At 55.8% G+C, this 18,103-nt stretch carries 17 protein-coding genes; 14 read left to right on the forward strand and 3 right to left on the reverse strand.

Annotation, left to right across the window (positions count from 1 at the left end):
• The first annotated feature begins 203 nt into the window (after window positions 1-203).
• From bdm to LJA86_RS07380, 13 genes are all read left to right on the forward strand, one after another.
• The gene (gene bdm / locus LJA86_RS07315; RefSeq protein WP_008501713.1) at window positions 204-419 is read left to right on the forward strand and encodes a biofilm-dependent modulation protein; all 216 of its coding nucleotides are present in this window, start codon (window positions 204-206) and stop codon (window positions 417-419) included.
• A gap of 95 nt (window positions 420-514) precedes the next feature.
• Window positions 515-652: a stationary-phase-induced ribosome-associated protein gene (sra, locus tag LJA86_RS07320; RefSeq protein ID WP_008501714.1), complete on the forward strand. Its 138-nt coding sequence runs from the start codon at window positions 515-517 to the stop codon at window positions 650-652.
• A 176-nt stretch (window positions 653-828) separates the two neighbouring features.
• Window positions 829-2,526 carry an NAD-dependent malic enzyme gene (locus LJA86_RS07325; RefSeq protein ID WP_032674848.1) on the forward strand — a complete coding sequence of 566 codons (1,698 nt, stop codon included), beginning with the start codon at window positions 829-831 and terminating at the stop codon, window positions 2,524-2,526.
• Between the two features lie 334 nt (window positions 2,527-2,860).
• Window positions 2,861-3,553, forward strand: a complete 693-nt coding sequence (locus LJA86_RS07330) for a hypothetical protein (RefSeq protein ID WP_229225918.1) — start codon at window positions 2,861-2,863, stop codon at window positions 3,551-3,553.
• Between the two features lie 234 nt (window positions 3,554-3,787).
• Window positions 3,788-4,267 (forward strand): Hcp family type VI secretion system effector, encoded by a 480-nt coding sequence (locus LJA86_RS07340; RefSeq protein WP_028013237.1) that lies wholly within the window; start codon window positions 3,788-3,790, stop codon window positions 4,265-4,267.
• 313 nt (window positions 4,268-4,580) lie between these two features.
• Window positions 4,581-6,293: an ABC-F family ATP-binding cassette domain-containing protein gene (locus LJA86_RS07345; RefSeq protein WP_229225919.1), complete on the forward strand. Its 1,713-nt coding sequence runs from the start codon at window positions 4,581-4,583 to the stop codon at window positions 6,291-6,293.
• Window positions 6,294-6,489: 196 nt separating this feature from the next.
• Window positions 6,490-7,500: an alcohol dehydrogenase AdhP gene (gene adhP / locus LJA86_RS07350; protein ID WP_045908784.1), complete on the forward strand. Its 1,011-nt coding sequence runs from the start codon at window positions 6,490-6,492 to the stop codon at window positions 7,498-7,500.
• 150 nt (window positions 7,501-7,650) lie between these two features.
• Complete coding sequence (locus LJA86_RS07355) at window positions 7,651-9,270, forward strand: TIGR04028 family ABC transporter substrate-binding protein (RefSeq protein WP_048029875.1); 1,620 nt, start codon at window positions 7,651-7,653, stop codon at window positions 9,268-9,270.
• A 10-nt stretch (window positions 9,271-9,280) separates the two neighbouring features.
• On the forward strand, window positions 9,281-10,225 hold the full coding sequence (locus LJA86_RS07360; protein WP_023327539.1) for an ABC transporter permease: 945 nt from the start codon (window positions 9,281-9,283) through the stop codon (window positions 10,223-10,225).
• Window positions 10,222-11,073 (forward strand): ABC transporter permease, encoded by an 852-nt coding sequence (locus LJA86_RS07365; RefSeq protein ID WP_229225920.1) that lies wholly within the window; start codon window positions 10,222-10,224, stop codon window positions 11,071-11,073. Before LJA86_RS07360 ends, LJA86_RS07365 begins: the two co-directional genes overlap by 4 nt.
• Window positions 11,070-12,677, forward strand: a complete 1,608-nt coding sequence (locus LJA86_RS07370; RefSeq protein WP_229225921.1) for a dipeptide ABC transporter ATP-binding protein — start codon at window positions 11,070-11,072, stop codon at window positions 12,675-12,677. Before LJA86_RS07365 ends, LJA86_RS07370 begins: the two co-directional genes overlap by 4 nt.
• Window positions 12,674-13,663 carry a putative FMN-dependent luciferase-like monooxygenase gene (locus LJA86_RS07375; RefSeq protein WP_229225922.1) on the forward strand — a complete coding sequence of 330 codons (990 nt, stop codon included), beginning with the start codon at window positions 12,674-12,676 and terminating at the stop codon, window positions 13,661-13,663. The genes LJA86_RS07370 and LJA86_RS07375 overlap by 4 nt, the downstream gene beginning before the upstream one ends.
• Window positions 13,664-13,673: 10 nt before the next feature.
• Window positions 13,674-14,765: an alkylhydroperoxidase domain protein gene (locus LJA86_RS07380; RefSeq protein ID WP_023327543.1), complete on the forward strand. Its 1,092-nt coding sequence runs from the start codon at window positions 13,674-13,676 to the stop codon at window positions 14,763-14,765.
• A 6-nt stretch (window positions 14,766-14,771) separates the two neighbouring features.
• Here LJA86_RS07380 and araJ read toward each other — a convergent pair whose 3' ends face one another.
• The 3 genes from araJ to LJA86_RS07395 all read right to left on the reverse strand — a co-directional run bounded on the left by araJ (window position 14,772) and on the right by LJA86_RS07395 (window position 17,010).
• The gene (gene araJ / locus LJA86_RS07385) at window positions 14,772-15,947 is read right to left on the reverse strand and encodes an MFS transporter AraJ (RefSeq protein WP_229225923.1); all 1,176 of its coding nucleotides are present in this window, start codon (window positions 15,945-15,947) and stop codon (window positions 14,772-14,774) included.
• Between the two features lie 188 nt (window positions 15,948-16,135).
• Complete coding sequence (locus LJA86_RS07390) at window positions 16,136-16,642, reverse strand: YbjP/YqhG family protein (RefSeq protein ID WP_229225924.1); 507 nt, start codon at window positions 16,640-16,642, stop codon at window positions 16,136-16,138.
• Window positions 16,642-17,010: a hypothetical protein gene (locus LJA86_RS07395; RefSeq protein WP_229225925.1), complete on the reverse strand. Its 369-nt coding sequence runs from the start codon at window positions 17,008-17,010 to the stop codon at window positions 16,642-16,644. Before LJA86_RS07395 ends, LJA86_RS07390 begins: the two co-directional genes overlap by 1 nt.
• A gap of 258 nt (window positions 17,011-17,268) precedes the next feature.
• On the opposite strand from LJA86_RS07395, the gene ppk2 reads away from it, so the two are divergent.
• The gene (gene ppk2 / locus LJA86_RS07400) at window positions 17,269-18,087 is read left to right on the forward strand and encodes a polyphosphate kinase 2 (RefSeq protein ID WP_069719172.1); all 819 of its coding nucleotides are present in this window, start codon (window positions 17,269-17,271) and stop codon (window positions 18,085-18,087) included.
• The last annotated feature ends 16 nt before the right edge of the window (window positions 18,088-18,103 follow it).

The raw sequence follows: 18,103 nt of genomic DNA on the forward strand, positions 1-18,103 counted from the left end.
GATAGCAGGAGCACCGTCATAATATTCTCTCAACGCCACGTCGATTTACCCCCACATTTCAAAACCACACAAAAGCATACACTTATGTCATTTTTATTTCTAAGATGAATCTGAGCCACAACCGGGAAAATATTTGCCATTCTGTTTATGAATTAATTTTTTTGCGAGCCGTACCATTAAACAGACAACGACACGGAGGCAGCATGTTTACTTATTACCCGGCAAATACCGCAGCAGCACAACCTGAACTCGTTAACGCGATTGCACAGGGTCTTCACGCCGAGCACGGTGCTGTGACTGAAGATGACATTTTGATGGAACTCACCAGGTGGGTGGAATCCACAGATAATGACATCCTCAGTGACATCTACCAGCAGACCATTAACTACGTCGTCAGCGGGCAAAACGCACCCTTGTAAAAACCTGCTAAGCTGGATCTGCAACCTAAGGGGTTACATTTCGTTTGCGTAAGCAAACTGGTCCTTAAAACTATCAACAGGATTGAGGAGTTAATATGAAATCGAACCGTCAGGCACGCCATATTCTGGGACTGAACTACAAGCTTTCTAATCAGCGTAAAGTGGTGATTGAAGGCGACCACGAAACCCAAGTCACTCACGCCACCGGCAGAAAACGCCACGCCGGCAAGTAAGTTCCAGACTGAGATCCAGAACACCATCGGTAATCCCGATGGTGTTTTTGTTTATGTGTTGCGGTAATTAATATTTAGCTCCTTTATAATACCGCCGGACCGCACCCCATCGCACAGGCCAGAAAGATGACAAACAGCAGTGTCAGGGACGGATCTTCATAAAAAGAGTGAGTGACATGGACAACAAACTGAAAAAACATCGTTCCTTATACATCCCATACGCCGGACCGGTTTTACTCGAATTCCCCCTGCTCAACAAAGGCAGCGCCTTCAGCATGGAAGAGCGCAGCAGCTTTAACCTGCTAGGTTTACTGCCCGAAGTGGTTGAAACCATTGAAGAACAGGCAGAGCGCGCGTGGATCCAGTACCAGGGTTTCAAAACTGAAATCGACAAACACATCTACCTGCGCAACATTCAGGACACCAACGAAACCCTCTTCTATCGCCTGGTACAAAACCATCTCGAAGAGATGATGCCGGTGATCTACACCCCGACGGTGGGTGCCGCCTGCGAGCGTTTCTCCGAGATCTACCGTCGCTCCCGCGGTGTATTCATCTCTTATCAGAACCGTCACAACATGGACGATATTCTGCAGAACGTGCCTAACCACAATATCAAAGTGATTGTGGTGACCGACGGCGAACGTATTCTCGGCCTCGGCGACCAGGGCATTGGCGGGATGGGGATCCCAATCGGTAAGCTCTCTCTCTACACTGCCTGCGGCGGCATCAGCCCGGCGTATACCCTGCCGGTAGTACTGGACGTCGGCACCAACAACCAGCAGCTGCTCAACGATCCGCTCTATATGGGCTGGCGTCATCCGCGTATTACCGACGACGAGTACTATCAGTTTGTCGACGACTTCATCCAGGCCGTGAAGCACCGCTGGCCGGACGTGCTGCTGCAGTTTGAAGACTTTGCGCAGAAAAACGCGATGCCGCTTCTGAACCGCTATCGCGATGAGATCTGCTCCTTTAACGACGATATCCAGGGCACCGCAGCCGTCACGGTGGGTACGCTTATCGCCGCCAGCCGTGCAGCGGGAAGCCAGCTGAGCTACCAGAAAATCGTCTTCCTTGGCGCAGGCTCCGCAGGCTGCGGTATTGCCGAGCAGATTATCGCCCAGACGCAGCGCGAAGGCTTAAGCGAAGAGCTGGCCCGCTCCCGCGTCTTTATGGTGGACCGTTTCGGCCTGCTGACCGACGGCATGCCGAACCTTCTGCCGTTCCAGACGAAGCTGGTGCAGAAACGCGACAACCTGAAAAACTGGGATACCGACAACGAAGTCCTTTCCCTGCTGGACGTGGTGCGCAACGTGAAGCCGGATATTCTGATCGGCGTTTCCGGGCAAACCGGTCTCTTCACTGAAGAGATTATTCGCGAGATGCACAAGCACTGCGAGCGCCCTATCGTGATGCCGCTGTCTAACCCGACGTCCCGCGTGGAGGCGACGCCGCAGGACATCATCGCCTGGACCGAAGGTAACGCGCTGGTTGCCACCGGTAGCCCGTTCGATCCGGTGGTGTGGAAGGATAAAACCTATCCGATTGCTCAGTGCAACAACTCCTATATCTTCCCGGGCATTGGTTTGGGCGTTATCGCCTCCGGCGCGTCCCGCATCACCGACGAAATGCTGATGTCGGCGAGCGAGACCCTGGCGGGCCATTCGCCGCTGGTCAACGACGGCGAAGGTCTGGTTCTGCCTGAGCTGAAGGATATTCACAAGGTGTCGCGCGCTATCGCGTTTGCGGTGGGTAAAATGGCGCAGCAGCAGGGCGTGGCGGTGAAAACTTCTGCCGACGCGCTGCAGCAGGCCATCGACGACAACTTCTGGAAGCCTGAATACCGCAGCTATCGCCGTACGTCGATTTGATCCGCTTTGACCGTTCCCTCTCCTCAAAAGGGAGAGGGAATGTCATCACCCTCCTCCCTTTATTTTCTTTGCCGCTTCTACGTCATTCCTCTTCCCTTTATTAAAAAAATAAATATTTCAACAACTATTCATACCCCATTGAAATATAAAAATTTCGCATAACACTTTTTGTCTAACAAACGTATTTTTTTAAGAGTTTAGTAACGTTTTGTATTACTAAAAATAGGCGTTTTGAAATGACAACCCTCGGATATTATTGGCTGAAAAGTGATGGAAGCTCAGACATCAAGAGTACTATTGACGTGCAAAATTGCGAGGAAAGTAAGGAGCGGTTATGTACTATAAAAATGAAGTGATAAGTTATTTGCAGGCGAATAACATCCTTGCGTTAAAACTCGAGCATGCATTAACGGGTGTAGGAAAAGCCGTATCAAATCAGATTGAAATGATCGGCGCAGGTGCAACGCGCGCGCTGTATTATACCTCCTGCTTTACTGATGAATATCAAGACGTATGCCAGAAACAAAAGTCCGAAGACATCCGATTTGCTAAAGGTGTTTATCATATTATATGGCATAGAGATGTTGTGTATGAAATGCTCAACATCTACTTTGAAGAAGTATTCCGACACAAAACCTCCGATCAGCTAGAGCACATCAAACAATTGCTAATGGCAGTAAATATTCATATCGCCGCAAGTTCACTCACAAACGCCGGATTTGCTTTAGCAACAGCATCATATGTTGCTGCAGGTATGAATCTAAGCCTTGAACTTAGTGCACTGGCTGGGCGAAGAGCGGGACAGGTTGTTGGAGGTATTGGCCTGTACGGCATTGTTCAGAAAGCAGCAGATAGTTCGCATCGCCTTCATATTACTTATCCAGCGTACTACTCAGCGCTATACGCTAAAGAGCTGGAAATGTTGTACTTCTTAATAGAGCCATTGTTTAAACGGGCTGAAGCTTTTAAAGCACAATGGGTATCGGATAGTGAGATTGCAGATATCATAACAAGGATGGTTCAGTAATCATGATGCATCTTATTAAAAGATTTTTCAGGCGGATATTCTTTTCATTGATATCGATGTACGGCCCTTCGCTATTGACACTTTTATTTGCAGTTGTCTTTTTCCAACTTTGCCCTGACGGGCCAATATGGCCTGTTCCTATATTCTTCATTTTTGTGATAGTTATTTTATCGCTATATGAAATTGTAAATCTCAAACGTTAGCTTTATCGTAATTTATCTATAAGGAAATAGTATGTCTACACCCGCACACTTATGGCTTGAAGATGAGAACGGTTCTCCGGTAATCGGTAGCTGCATGATGCCACTTCGCCTGGGGTCTATCGAGTTAAAATCCTTTTCTCACGGTGTCACTATCCCGGTAGATCCAAGCTGGGGAAAACTAACAGGAACGCGAGTCCATCGCCCTATCACGATAGTAAAGGAGTTTGACCAAACAACACCACTTTTGTACCGCGCTGTCTGTGAAGGCCGAACCATGAAGAAAGCCACAATTAAAATGTACCGTATTCTGGAATCAGGTATTGAGGCCGAGTATTTCAATATCATTCTGGAAAACGTCAAGTTTACAACGGTTGCACCCTACCTGTCTCCTAACGGTATAAGCAGCACACATCTTGAAACGCTCGAATTACGTTATGAAGCGATTACCTGGAAGTATACGGAGGGTAATATTATCTATCGTGATTCATGGAACGATCGTTGTTGTGCATGATGACGAAGGCGGCATTTGCACTGGCTGCAATGCTGCCCCTCTGTTTGGTATATACAAAGAAACGTTGTATAGTGATAGTCACCTACAAACTCATAACATATAAGGAGGCCAATTATGCTGTATCGTGAAATTTTCAATGTTTCACATACATTTGGTGATCGCACCAGCTCAAGCGTTATCGGTATCGTGCTGCGATAACTTCTGCTTGAGCGAAGACACCAACCCCTGAAATCCCTTCTCTCGGGCTTACTGAGTTATCGTCAGCGATGTTTGACGAGGCATAAACATGCCTGTAACTCTTGGGTAAGCAACAATGAGCACTTTACTCACTGCACAATCTTTACGCGTTGATACGGCGTTTGGCACGCTCTTCGACTCACTCTCCTTTACGCTGAAAAAAGGCGACCGCATTGGCCTGCTGGGCGACAACGGCTGCGGTAAAAGTACGCTGCTGAAGGTGCTGGATGGCACTGACTCCCCCGCCGCCGGAACGGTCTCGCTGGCCGGGCACTGCCTGATGGCGCGCGTGGAGCAACATCTCCCGGACGCTATTTTTCCGCTGACCATGCTGGATGCCGTACTCGCACAGCTGCCTTTTGCTGAGCGCGATAGCCTGCGCTGGAAAGCCGAAACGCTGCTGGCAAGCATGGGCTTCACGCCGCAGGATATGGCGCTGCAATCCGCCACGCTGAGCGGCGGACAGCACACCCGCCTGCTGCTGGCCCGGGCACTGATTCACGAGCCGGACCTGCTCCTGCTGGATGAACCCAGCAACCACCTGGACCTCCCGACCATGCTCTGGCTGGAACACTTCCTACAGAACTGGTCGGGCAGCTTTGTGCTGGTCTCGCATGACAGACAGCTGCTGGATGCCGTCACCAACGGCAGCTGGATCCTGCGCGATAAAACGCTGCACTACTTTGCCCTTCCCTGTACGGCAGCACGCAAGGCGCTTGAAGCAAAAGATGAGAGCGATGCGCAGCGCCACAAGGCGGAGCAAAAGGAGATCGACCGCGTGACCGCCAGCGCGAAGCGGCTGGCGACCTGGGGCAAGGTTTACGACAACGAAGACCTGGCCCGAAAAGCCAAACAGATGGAAAAGCAGGTCGAACGGCTCAGGGAGAGCCAGACGGAACTCACGGCAGGTAGCCCGTGGACGCTAACCCTTCGCGGCGACGCGCTGCGGGCCGACCGTTTACTGGAGATGGAAAACCTTGACGTGCCCCCTGCTCCGGGCCTGCCTGCGTTGTTTAGCGTCGACGTTGCGCGGTTAAAAAGCGGCGATCGCGTGGCGATTGTCGGTCGTAACGGCTGCGGTAAATCGTCGCTGATGAAACTTATCTGGCGACAGTTTACGGATGAACTGACCCATGACGGGTTGAAGCTACACCCGCGCGTGTCGCCGGGCTATTACGACCAGACGCTGAACCAGCTGCCGGACAACGCCACGCTGCTCGACGCGCTGGAGCCTTTCGCTCCGGATCCGCAGAACCGCAAAATGGCCCTGATAAGCGCCGGTTTCCCGTGGGCGCGTCACGGACAAACGGTCAGCACGCTCAGCGGAGGCGAACGTTCGCGCCTGCTGTTCGTTGGCCTGACGCTTGCCCGCTATAGCCTGCTGATGCTGGATGAGCCTACCAACCACCTGGACATGGAAGGCAAAGAGGCGCTGGCGCACACCCTTCAGCAGTTCGAAGGCGGCGTCCTGCTGGTCAGCCATGACCGTCAGTTAATTAGCCAAAGCTGCAACCGTTTCTGGCTGATTGAAGAGGGAAAACTGAGCGAGTGGCAAGATGCTGAAGCGGTGTTTGAGCGGCTGCGTGAACGCGCGGGGCTGGTCACATCCACTGCGCCTGACATCGCGGCGCCGACGGATCGCCCCTCGCCTTATGACGATCTGCTTGAACGCCTGGTCGCGCTGGAAACGCTGCTGGAAAACGATCTGGCGCGTAAGCCGAAGCATCAAAAGCCGCAGCTGCAGGCGCAATGGCGTAAAGAGATAGAGGAGATAGAAGCCCAACTGTAAGTCTGCGCCCGGCGAGCGCCTCGCCGGGCCAGAATTTTCCCCCTTAATTATTAGAGGAACGGCGTATTCTTAATCTGAAATCGAATCAAATGATGACATTATGTTGCTGCAGCCTTGCATTACCAGGCTAATGTATTAATCCTTAAGAGGTACTACACCTGCTATGCAGATTCTTATCATGAACAAGGAGATACACATGAAGGCTGCTGTTGTCACTCAGGATCACCAGGTCAACGTTACCGAAAAAACCTTACGCCCGCTAAAGCATGGGGAAGCCCTGCTGAAGATGGAGTGCTGTGGCGTATGCCATACCGACCTCCACGTGAAGAACGGTGATTTCGGCGATAAAACCGGGGTCATCCTGGGCCATGAAGGGATTGGTATCGTGAAAGAAGTCGGCCCTGGCGTGAAGTCGCTGAAAGTCGGCGACCGCGCAAGCGTGGCCTGGTTCTTTGAAGGCTGCGGGCACTGCGAATACTGTAATTCCGGCAACGAAACCCTGTGCCGTGACGTGAAAAACGCCGGTTACTCCGTTGACGGCGGCATGGCGGAAGAGTGCATCGTCACCGCGGATTACGCGGTAAAAGTGCCGGAAGGTCTGGATTCGGCGGCGGCCAGCAGCATTACCTGCGCTGGGGTCACCACCTACAAAGCAGTGAAGGTATCGGGTATTAAACCGGGCCAGTGGATTGCGATTTACGGTCTCGGCGGGTTGGGTAACCTCGCGCTGCAGTACGCCAAAAACGTCTTTAACGCCAAAGTCATCGCCCTTGACGTTAACGACGAACAGCTGAAGCTGGCGGCCAGCATGGGTGCGGATCTCACCATCAACTCCCGCAGCGAAGATGCCGCTAAAATTGTGCAGGAAAAAACCGGCGGCGCGCATGCCGCAGTCGTCACTGCCGTCGCAAAAGCCGCCTTCAACTCGGCGGTGGATGCCGTGCGTGCCGGTGGCCGCGTGGTCGCCGTTGGTCTGCCGCCGGAAGCGATGAGCCTCGACATTCCTCGCCTGGTGCTGGACGGCATTCAGGTGGTGGGTTCGCTGGTCGGTACCCGTCAGGATCTGCAGGAAGCGTTCCAGTTCGCCGCTGAAGGTAAAGTCGTGCCGAAAGTCACGATGCGCCCGATCGAGGACATCAACGCCATCTTCAAAGAGATGGAACAGGGCCAGATCCGTGGCCGTATGGTGATTGACCTGCGTTCATAATCACCCACCGTTCAATTACCGCTCCTGACAGGGGCGGTTTTTTTATAGCCATTTTCCGGCAATCCTTATCTTAATTCCTTTGTTCCCTTGTTTTCCCCTGCGCCCGATGATGAATCCGACGCTAACAAGAAGATAACAAAGGAATTCACCATGCAAACCCCATTTCGTCTGCCGCTGCTGACGGCGCTGATTCTGACGACCACCGCCGCCTGGTCCGCGGATGCGCCTGTTAAAGGCGGCACGCTGATTTATCTGGAGCAACAGGCGCACACCAACCTCTATCCGCCTGCCGGCGGCTTCTACCCGAACGGCGGCATTCTGAACCAGATTACCGACAAACTGACGTGGCAGAACCCAAAGACGCTGCAGGTCGAACCGTGGGTGGCCGAAAGCTGGACCACCAACGCCGATAAAACCGAATACACCTTCAAAATTCGCCCGGGGATCACCTTCTCCGACGGCACGCCGCTGGACGCCAACGCCGTAGCAAAAAACTTTGATACCTACGGCTTAGGTAACAAGGCGCAGCGCCTGCCGGTGTCAGAAGTGATCAATAACTACGATCGCAGTGAAGTGGTCGACCCGCTGACCGTGAAGTTCTACTTCAAAAAGCCGTCACCGGGATTCCTGCAGGGCACCGCCACCATCGGGTCGGGCCTGGTCTCGCTCAGCACGCTCAAGCGCAATTTTGAAGAGCTGGGTGACGCCCGGCATATCATTGGCTCAGGCCCGTTTGTGGTGAAGGACGAGAAGCTGGGTCGCGAAGTGACGCTGGAAGCACGTAAGGACTACCAGTGGGGGCCCAAAAATCTGGCGCAACAGGGGCCAGCCAATCTTGATGGCATCAAGTTTATCGTGACTCAGGAAGACAGCGTGCGCGTCGGCGCCCTGCTGGCTGGTCAGGCCGACTTTATTCGCCAGGTGCAGGCGTATGACGAAAAGCAGGCGACCGATCAGGGCTATAAAATCTACGCCGCCCCGACCCGCGGGGTGAACGACAGCATTAGCTTCCGCCCGGATAACCCGCTGGTCTCCGATATTCGCGTGCGCCAGGCGCTGCTGCATGCCACGAATGCAAAACAGGTGGTCGAGACCCTCTTCTCGGCTAACTATCCGCAGGCGAAGTCGGTAATTGCCGATTCCGCCGCTGGCTTTGTCGATCTCAGCGACAAATTGTCCTTCGACCCGGCAAAAGCCAACCAGCTGCTGGACGAGGCAGGCTGGAAAGCAGGCAGCGACGGGATCCGCGCCAAAGATGGACAGCGGCTGGCGCTGACGGTGTATGAATCCCTGCCGCAGCCACAAAATAAAGAGGTGCTGCAGCTGGTTGCCCAGCAGTGGCGACAGGTGGGCGTGGCGCTGAACGTGAAAGCCGGCGACGCAGGCAGCCGCACGCTGGATAACCTTGATCCGCTGAAAACCCCGTTAACCGTCTCCGAAGTGGGCCGCGCCGATCCGGACGTGGTGAAGAGCATGTTCTACCCCGCTAACCGCGACGCCCTGCTGCAAAAAGGCGGCTCCAGCGACAAGGTCAAAAGCTTCCGTGACGACAAGCTGAATGCGCTGCTGGTGAATATCTCCTCAGAGGTTGATCCGCAAAAACGCCTGCAGCTGACCGGCGATGCCCAGCGTTACCTGCTGGATAACGCCTACGTCATTCCGATTTTCGAAGAGCCGCAGGTCTTTGCCGGTGCGCCGTGGCTGAAAGGCGTCAATTTTGAAGCGGTCGGCCGCCCGTCGTTCTACGGCGCGTGGATAGAGAAACACTGAGGAGCTGACGATGCGCCACGCACTTCTTCAACGTTTTGGGCACGGGCTACTGGTCTTGTGGGCCGCCTTTACCCTCTCGTTCGTGTTGCTCCAGGTGCTGCCGGGCGACGCGGTGCTGATTAAATTTCAGAACCCGGACCTGGGCTTAAGCCCGGCGCAAATCGAGGAGATGCGCGTGGCCTACGGCGCGGACAGCCCGCTTTGGCAGCAATACGGCCACACGCTGCTGGCGATGCTGCGCGGGGATTTCGGCTACTCGTTACAGGCCGGGGTGCCGGTCAGCGAGCTGATTGCCAGCAATCTGCCGGATACCCTGAGCCTCGCCCTGCCCGCCTTTTTACTCGCGGTCCTGCTGGCGTTTGCGCTGGCCTTTGCGTCGCGCCTGCCGGGTCTGCGCTGGCTAAGTAATACCCTCCAGTCTCTGCCGGTCCTGTTTATCTCCTTACCGACGTTCTGGCTGGGGATTGCCCTCATCCAGCTCTTTTCTTTCCAGCTGCGGCTGATCCCGGTGATTAACCCGACGCCGCTGCAGGGGCTGATCCTGCCGATCGTGACCGTCGCGATCCCGATCTCCGCCCCGCTGGCACAAATCCTGATGCGCAGCCTCGACCAGGTGGCGACGCAGCCGTTTGTCGCCGTGGCCAGGGCTAAAGGGCTGAGTGAAACCGCCGTGCTGTGGCGTCACGTCACCGGCAACGCCCTGCTGCCGGTCCTGAACATTGCCGGGCTGCTGCTGGGCGAGCTTATTGCCGGGGCCCTGATCACCGAAACCGTTTTTGGCCGCAGCGGGCTCGGGCAGCTGACCCAGCAGGCGGTGAACAACCAGGACATCGCCGTGCTCCAGGCGGTGGTCATGATTTCCGCTCTCGGTTTTGTCCTGATCAATCTGCTGGTGGATCTGCTGATGCCGCTGCTGGATCCCCGTCTGCAAACCGTTACCGGAGGTGCATCATGAGCCTGGTCGATTACGCTGCCGCCGCGCGAAAACGCGTTCCCGGCTGGCAGGGCGTCGCGTGGCAGCCGGGACTGTGGCTGGCATGGGCGGTCATTATTATTGCGCTTTTTGCCGTCGTGGCGCCCGGCCTGTTAACCCACTACAGCCCGATTGAGGGCATCGCCGGAGCGCAACGTCTGGCGCCGCAGGCGGGCCACTGGCTCGGCACCGATCAGCTTGGCCGCGATGTTTATACCCGTATTGTGTATGGTGCGTCCCACTCCCTGAGCGCGGCGCTCGCTGCCGTCACGATGGGGCTGGTGGCAGGCACCGGCCTGGGGGTCATTGCCGGGGCGTTCGCCGGACGCGTCGAGTCTTTCCTGATGCGTTTTGTCGACGTGCTGTTGTCCATTCCGTCTCTGTTGCTCTCGCTGACGGTCATTATTCTGCTCGGATTTGGCACCGTTAATGCCGCGATTGCCGTCGGCGTGGCCTCCATTGCCAGCTTCGCCCGCCTCGCGCGCGGTGAAGTGGGGCGCATCCGCCATACGGATTATGTCGAGGCAGCGTTCGGCAGCGGCGGGACGTTCCTGGCAGTGCTGTGGCGACACATCCTGCCCAATGCCTTAACCGCCGTCCTCGCCTTTGCCACGCTGCAGTTTGGTCAGGCCATTCTGGCCCTCTCCACGCTGAGCTTTCTCGGCTACGGCACCCCGCCGCCCGTACCGGAATGGGGCTTATTGATCGCCGAAGGCCGTAACTATCTCTCTACCGCATGGTGGCTAACCACCTTCCCCGGCGTGGTCGTCATCGCCGTGGTGCTTGCCACCAACCGTATCAGCCAACAGTTCAGCGGAGGCCAGAAATGACCGTACTCTCGGTAGAAAACCTGACCATCAGCTACCGTACCGCGCGCCAGTGGCGCGAGGTGGTACATAACGTCAGCTTTACCCTCAGGCGAGGGGAAATGCTGGCCTTTGTCGGCGAATCCGGATCCGGCAAAACGACCACGGCACAGGCAATCATTGGCCTGCTGGCGGATAACGCCCGGCGCGATGCGGGAAAAATCGTGCTCAACGGCGAGGAGATTAGCCGGTGGTCAGCGAAGCGTCTCGATACCCTTCGCGGGGCGCGAATCAGCCTGGTTCCGCAGGATCCGGGTAATTCCCTCAACCCGGTCAAGACGATCGGCGTGCAGGTCGGGGAAATTATTCAGCTGCACCAAAAGGTAACGGCTCTCCAGCGCGACGAGCAGGTGCTCGCCCTGCTGAGAAAGGTCGGCCTGAGCCACCCCGAACAGCGCATGACGCAGTATCCGCATCAGCTCTCCGGCGGGATGAAACAGCGCGTGCTGATTGCCATCGCCATTGCCCTGCGCCCGGACGTGATCGTTGCCGATGAGCCCACCAGCGCGCTGGACGTGACGGTGCAAAAACGCATTCTCGATCTGCTGGATATCCTGCGCCGGGAATCGGGTACTGCGGTTCTGTTTGTCACCCACGATCTGGCGCTGGCTGCCCAGCGCGCGGACAGGCTGCTGGTGTTTCGCAACGGTGAGGTTCAGGAGCACGGCGACACCGCCGACATTGTCCGCACGCCGCAGCACGCCTACACCCGTCAGCTACTGAGCGATCTCCAGGGCCAGCGTCTGACCATCGCCCCGGTATCAGGTCTTCCGCTCTCGTCACCGGCCATTCGCGCCCGCGCCATCAGCAAACGGTTCTCGCTGGGTAAAGGTCATCAGCTTCAGGCGCTGGATCGGGTGACGTTTGACGTCAGACGCGGCAGCACCCATGCGCTGGTCGGTGAATCCGGCTCCGGAAAGACCACCCTCGCCCGTATTTTGCTGGGTTTTGAACAGGCGGATAACGGACAGGTCATTATTGATGACATTGATGCCACCGCGCTCAGCCGCGAGGCCCGCCGTCAGCTGCGCCAGAAGATCCAGTTTGTCTACCAGAACCCGTTCGCCTCTCTCGACCCGCGTCAGACGCTGTTTGACATCATCGAAGAGCCCCTGAAGAACTTTTCTCGCCTCGCTAAGGCGGAGCGAAAGGCCCGGGTGGAGACCGTGGCGCAGCGGGTTGCCCTGCCCGTCGAACTCCTGACCCGTACGGCCAGAGAGCTTTCAGGCGGGCAGCGCCAGCGCGTGGCCATCGCCCGTGCGCTGATCCTGGAGCCGACTATTCTGGTGCTGGACGAAGCCACCTCCGCGCTGGACGTGACCGTACAGGCGCAAATTCTGGCTCTGCTTCAGCAGCTGCAGCAACAGCTGGGATTAACCTATCTGTTCATCACGCACGATCTCTCCACCGTTCGCCGGATCGCCCATAGCGTCACGGTGCTGCGCAGCGGGCAGGTGGTCGAACACGGTGACGTCGAAACCTTATTCACGTCGCCACAGAACGACTATACCCGCGAGCTGATTGCCGCCATTCCCCATTTTTCACCCGCTACGGAGGAGTTCGCATGACGCGAAAACGCCTGGGATTTTTCACCCGCCTGCTTGACGATGCCACGCCAAAAGAGCGCTATCGTCTTGCTACAGAACAGATCCGCCACGCTGAACGCCACGGTTTTGACAGCGCCTGGATCGCGCAGCACCACTTCCATGAGAATGAAGGCGGCCTGCCGTCGCCGCTGCTGTTTCTGGCCCACGTTGCGGCGCATACCGAAACCATTCGGCTGGGTACGGCCATCATTACCCTGCCGATGGAAAACCCGCTGCGTGTGGCGGAAGATGCCGCCGTGCTGGATTTACTCGCTGATGGACGTCTCGAAGTCGGTTTTGGTTCGGGCGGCACACCGACCTCTTTCCTGCCGTTCGGACTGACGTTTGAACAGCGCGGCGCGGCCTTTGCCGACCATCTACATGTGATCCAGAGCGCCTGGCGCGGGGATTCGCTCACCCATCCGGATAACCACCTTTACCCGCCAGCGCCACAGCTGGCTGACCGGATCTGGATTGCCACCTTTTCCGTCGACGGTGCCGTTCGCGCCGCGCGGGCCGGACACGGTTTAATGCTCTCCCGCACGCAGCCGCGCCCGGCAGAGCAGTTGGATTTAACGCTCGACGCGATCCAGAACCCAATTGTGGATGCCTACCTTGAGGCACTGCCCGCCGGTATCACACCGCGCATTCTGGCTTCCCGTACGGCATTCGTCGCCGACAGCGATGACTATGCGCTGAAGGTTGCAACGCCGGGTCTCACGAAACAGGCCCAGCAGCATCGCGCTGCCGGACACGTGGTTAAAGGTGACACTGTCACAGATTTTCGTCGCCAGTTCGACGCCCATATCGGTTCGCCTGAGACGGTGCTGCGTTCGCTGCAGGCCGATTCCGTTCTCCGGCGCGCCACGGATATCTCATTCCAGGTCCATTCGGTCGAGCCCACCCATCGCGACACGCTGCGCTCCATCGAACTGATCGCCGAACATATTGCCCCCCATATCCATTGAGGAGATACCTATGTCATTAAGTCACGACATTCTCGCCGAGCTGGCGGAAATTAAACCCGGTTCCCCTCTGGCAGAGGCGCGCGCCACGCGGGACGCCGCCACGCGCCACGCACAAGGCAGCTACGAAATCTTATTCACTCAGCAGGATAGCGATTTTGCGCTGGACGAGCGCTTCGCCGTCGCGGCAAAAGTTGCGAGGTGGCATAACGCGGAGGCGCTGGCCGCGCACTATGCGGGGTTTGGCCTGGCAGACCCGACCTCAGACCGTCTGACCCCGGCGCTCAATTTCGCGCGCCTGCTGACCTTCTCCCCCGTCGAAGCCACGCCGACATCGTTAAGGGCGCTGACCCAGGCGGGATGGAGCAAGGAAGGCATCGTGACCCTGGCGCAGCTTATCGCCTTTGTCAGCTTCCAGAGCCGACTGATTGCCGGACTGCGGCTGCTGAACGACAGGCCTGTCGCCACAAGCGATGCGCCGGTGGCGGCAGGCGTCTGGCACACGACCGCCACCACGGCCACCGGAAAGGCGGCTCCCGTCGCCTTCACCCAGCAGGAACTGGGCTGGGAGCCGTGGATCGCCGCCAAACCGCTGGCGGATTTTCGTGATGACGAGGTTGCTATACTGGCGAAGTTTGGCCACACCGATTCCGACTATTTCCGCCTGCTGGGGCGCAACCTGCCGGTGCTTGAACAGCGCACGCTAACGGATAAAGGGATTTTTTATACGCCGGGGGGATTGCCGCGCGCCGAGCGCGAGCTGGCCGCAACGGTCGCCAGTAAAATTAACGGCTGCATCTACTGCGCATCTGTCCATGCGCGGAAAGCCAGCCAGCTGTCAAAGGATGACGCGGCGGTAGAGGCCCTGCTGGCCGTGCGTCCAGGACAATCCCTGAGCGAGGGGCAATCTGCGCGCTGGCAGGCGGAGATTAATTTTGCGGCAGCGCTGTCGGTAACCCCGCCTGCCGCCACGCCGCTGCACCTTGCCGCGCTGGAAAAAGAGGGGCTGGACACCTTAGCCCAACTTGACCTGGTGCAGTCCGCCGCGTTCTTCGCCTGGGCCAACCGCCTGATGCTGACCCTGGGCGAGCCCTGGCTTGCCTGACTTCAATCAGGCTAGCGCGCGAGCGTTAGCCTGAGCCTGTCTGGCCCGCAGATAACCGTAGATCAGTAATGCACTCATGGCCGAGAACGAGAGTAACGCCGCAGGCAGCGTGACGTAGCGCCAGCTAAAGCCGAGGGTAATCATCATCCCGCCAAAGTACGCCCCGATCGCACTGCCGAGATTAAACGCCATCTGCCCTCCGGCCGCCCCCAGCATCTCGCCGCCCTTCGCATTTTGCAGAAGGAGGATCTGCAGCGGCGCAGAGAGCGCGAACAGCCCGGCACAGCAGATAAAGCCCGTGATTAGCGAGGCCGTTTTCAGTTCACCGCAGGCGAAAAGCAGCATCAGCGAGGCGACAATCACCATGTCGGTGGTGGCCGCAATGCGCAGCGGGCTAAAGCGTCCCGAGAGTTTGCCGCTCAACAGATTGCCCAACACCATGCCAAGGCCCATCAACATCATGATGAGGGTCATCATGCCTTCGGAAAAGCCAGAAACGTTGACCATAAACGGTTTAACGAAGCTGAACCACGCGAACACGCCAGCATTACCAAACATCGTGGCGGCAAAAATCAGCCAGGGCTCCGGTTTCTTCAGGAACTGGAACTGCTCGGTCAGTTTAATTTCTGATTTGTCATGGATGTCCGGTACCCAGATCAGCACCGAAAGGATCACCAGCGCATCGAACAGGGCGATCAGGAAAAAGGTATAACGCCAGCTGAACTGGTGCCCCAGCCAGGTGCCGAGCGGGACGCCCACGAGGTTGGCGACGGTCATCCCGGCGATCATCCCGGCCACCGCGACCGTCACCTTCCCCGGCGGCGCAATTTTAGACAGAATAATCGCCCCGACGCCGAAAATCGCGCCGTGCGGAAAACCGGAAATCAGGCGCCCGGTCGCCAGCCAGAAATATGACGTAGAAAACGTAAACAGAGCGTTCCCGACCGCGCACAGGGCAACCAGAAACAGCAGCGTGGTTTTTAACGAGAACTTGCCTGAGAACAGCGCCACAATCGGGGCGCCAATCACCACGCCGAAGGCATAAAACGAGATCATATTCCCGGCGGAGGGGATCGAAATACCGGTGTCATGCGCCAGCTCGGTTAACACGCCCATAATGCCAAATTCAGCCATGCCCAGGCCAAATGTGCCAAGCGCCAACGAAAATATTGTCTTTTTCATACCTCAACCACGGGTTAATCACTCGCAACGGGCATTATTGAATAATCTTGTATGGTGAGCCAGTTCAAATCAGCTGGCTGACAGGTTAATCCATTGATTCAGGAGTTTTCTCCAACTGCTACGCGGTGGGAGTGGCAAACAAAAAGCCCCGGCAGGTGTCAGGGCTGGAAAGGGTTCAAGGTCTGGTTTTACAGTGCGCTCTCTGCCGCTGCTTTAGCGCGTGTAATAGCACCAGCATTGAAAATAGGATGCTCATGATTGTTCGTTATGTCACGAACGCGGTAGATTTTCCATGCATCATCTTCACGACGAAGAAATACCTCAAGATGGATGCTTCTCCCGTTACCCGCCCCTTCAATGACCTGGACTACTTCACCGTTTAAAAATTCCCTGGCGTTTTCCACTCGTAACGCAGGTATCCATTCACGAGAATAATCTTGGGTATACGTAAAATAGTCAGACTCAATTAACTCTTGTTCAGAAATTTCCTGAATGGTATTAATGCGAGCAATCGTATCAGCAGAAACATATTTACGTAGTTCGTCGGCAGGATAAGGCCTGGTTTCATCGCTGCCGAATACGGAAAGATAGGATTTATAAAATGATTCGGTAGCGTCTTGCGCGCTATGATGTTGATTGGTAGCCGAACTGCATCCCACCAGCAACAAACCGAATGATAAAAATATTCTTTTCATCAGTGCATCCTGTAAATTTTAAATGATGGTTGCATTTTGCGGTACCCAGGCCCCGGATACATGCTTTTTTGAATAAAATCAGAAATCCACTGCGTACCGTCATACATAGTCATATGACCTATGCCATTTCCACCAGGGTAGGGCTGTATAACAGCTACATCGCCAGAAATTAATGTTGAACCGGGCGGCAGCTCACTGAATCCTGCACGTAATAATTCAACCCCATAATCTTTTGCATAATCTGTGTTCGCTACCTTAACACCGCCAGCCAGAATGGCCAGGCGGGTAAACTTAGCACATTCACTGTGAGAGCGCCCCAGAGCGTGTGAACGGAGATACGAAACTGCGGCTTCTTTATTCCAACTCATTCTTAGTTCCTTTAAGTAAATAAGAATGAAATTATCACATTAACCACACATGGCATGAGGAATTAAAAGTGCTAATTTTATTGCATCCGCGGCATTCGAATAGAGGAACAGGTGCTTAGCACCTTCGTGCATACCTCAGTATCTGAAAAAAGTGTCGTGACATTAATTACCTAAAAACAATACGCATAATATCAGGTGGATTACACTTCATAGTGCGGCCTCGCTTTTTCCGCACCGGACAACCTGAGGATGACAATCATGGGAAGCAAAAAGAAAACCCCTGTCGCTGTTGATGTCGTAACGAATGCACCGCTTAAGACCAAAGAGTATGAGAAAGAGCTCCGCCGCCTGCACGTCGAACTGGTTAAGCTCCAGCAATGGGTCGTCGCCAAAGGGTTAAAAGTGTGTATTGTTTTTGAAGGACGCGACGGTGCCGGCAAAGGCGGCACCATTAAAGCGATCACCGAGCGCGTCAGCCCGCGCGTGTTTCGCGTTGTTGCGCTCCCTGCGCCGACTGAAAAGGAAAAAAGCCAGCTCTACTTCCAGCGCTATGTGCCCCACCTGCCCTCGGCGGGTGAAATCGTGATCTTCGATCGCAGCTGGTATAACCGCGCGGGCGTGGAGCGGGTGATGGGGTTCTGCACGGAGGAACAGGCGGAGAAATTTTTGGACGGCGCGCCAGTCATGGAAAAAGCGATGGTCGATGCCGGGATTATCCTGCTGAAGTACTGGCTGGAGGTGACGCCGAAAGAGCAGGAGCGACGCCTGCGCGACCGTATTAACGATGGGCGTAAGATCTGGAAGCTGTCGCCGATGGATATTAAATCCTTTAACCTGTGGGACGAGTACACCCGCGCCCGCGACGCCATGTTTGAAGCCACCGATACCGCCTGGGCGCCGTGGTTTGTGGCGCGTTCAGAGGATAAAAAACGCGTGCGACTGAACATTATTTCGCATTTGCTTTCGCAGATCCCGTATAAAGAAATACATGTTGAGAAAGTGGATTTACCGAAACGCAAAATCGGCAAAGTCAAACCCACAAAATATCCGTTCCGGTATGTGGAGGAGCGGTTCTAATTTGAAGAGTAGGCCC

The organism is Enterobacter sp. TCD1-1 (genome assembly GCF_020567405.1).
GTDB classification, from domain to species: Bacteria; Pseudomonadota; Gammaproteobacteria; order Enterobacterales; family Enterobacteriaceae; genus Enterobacter; species Enterobacter quasiroggenkampii.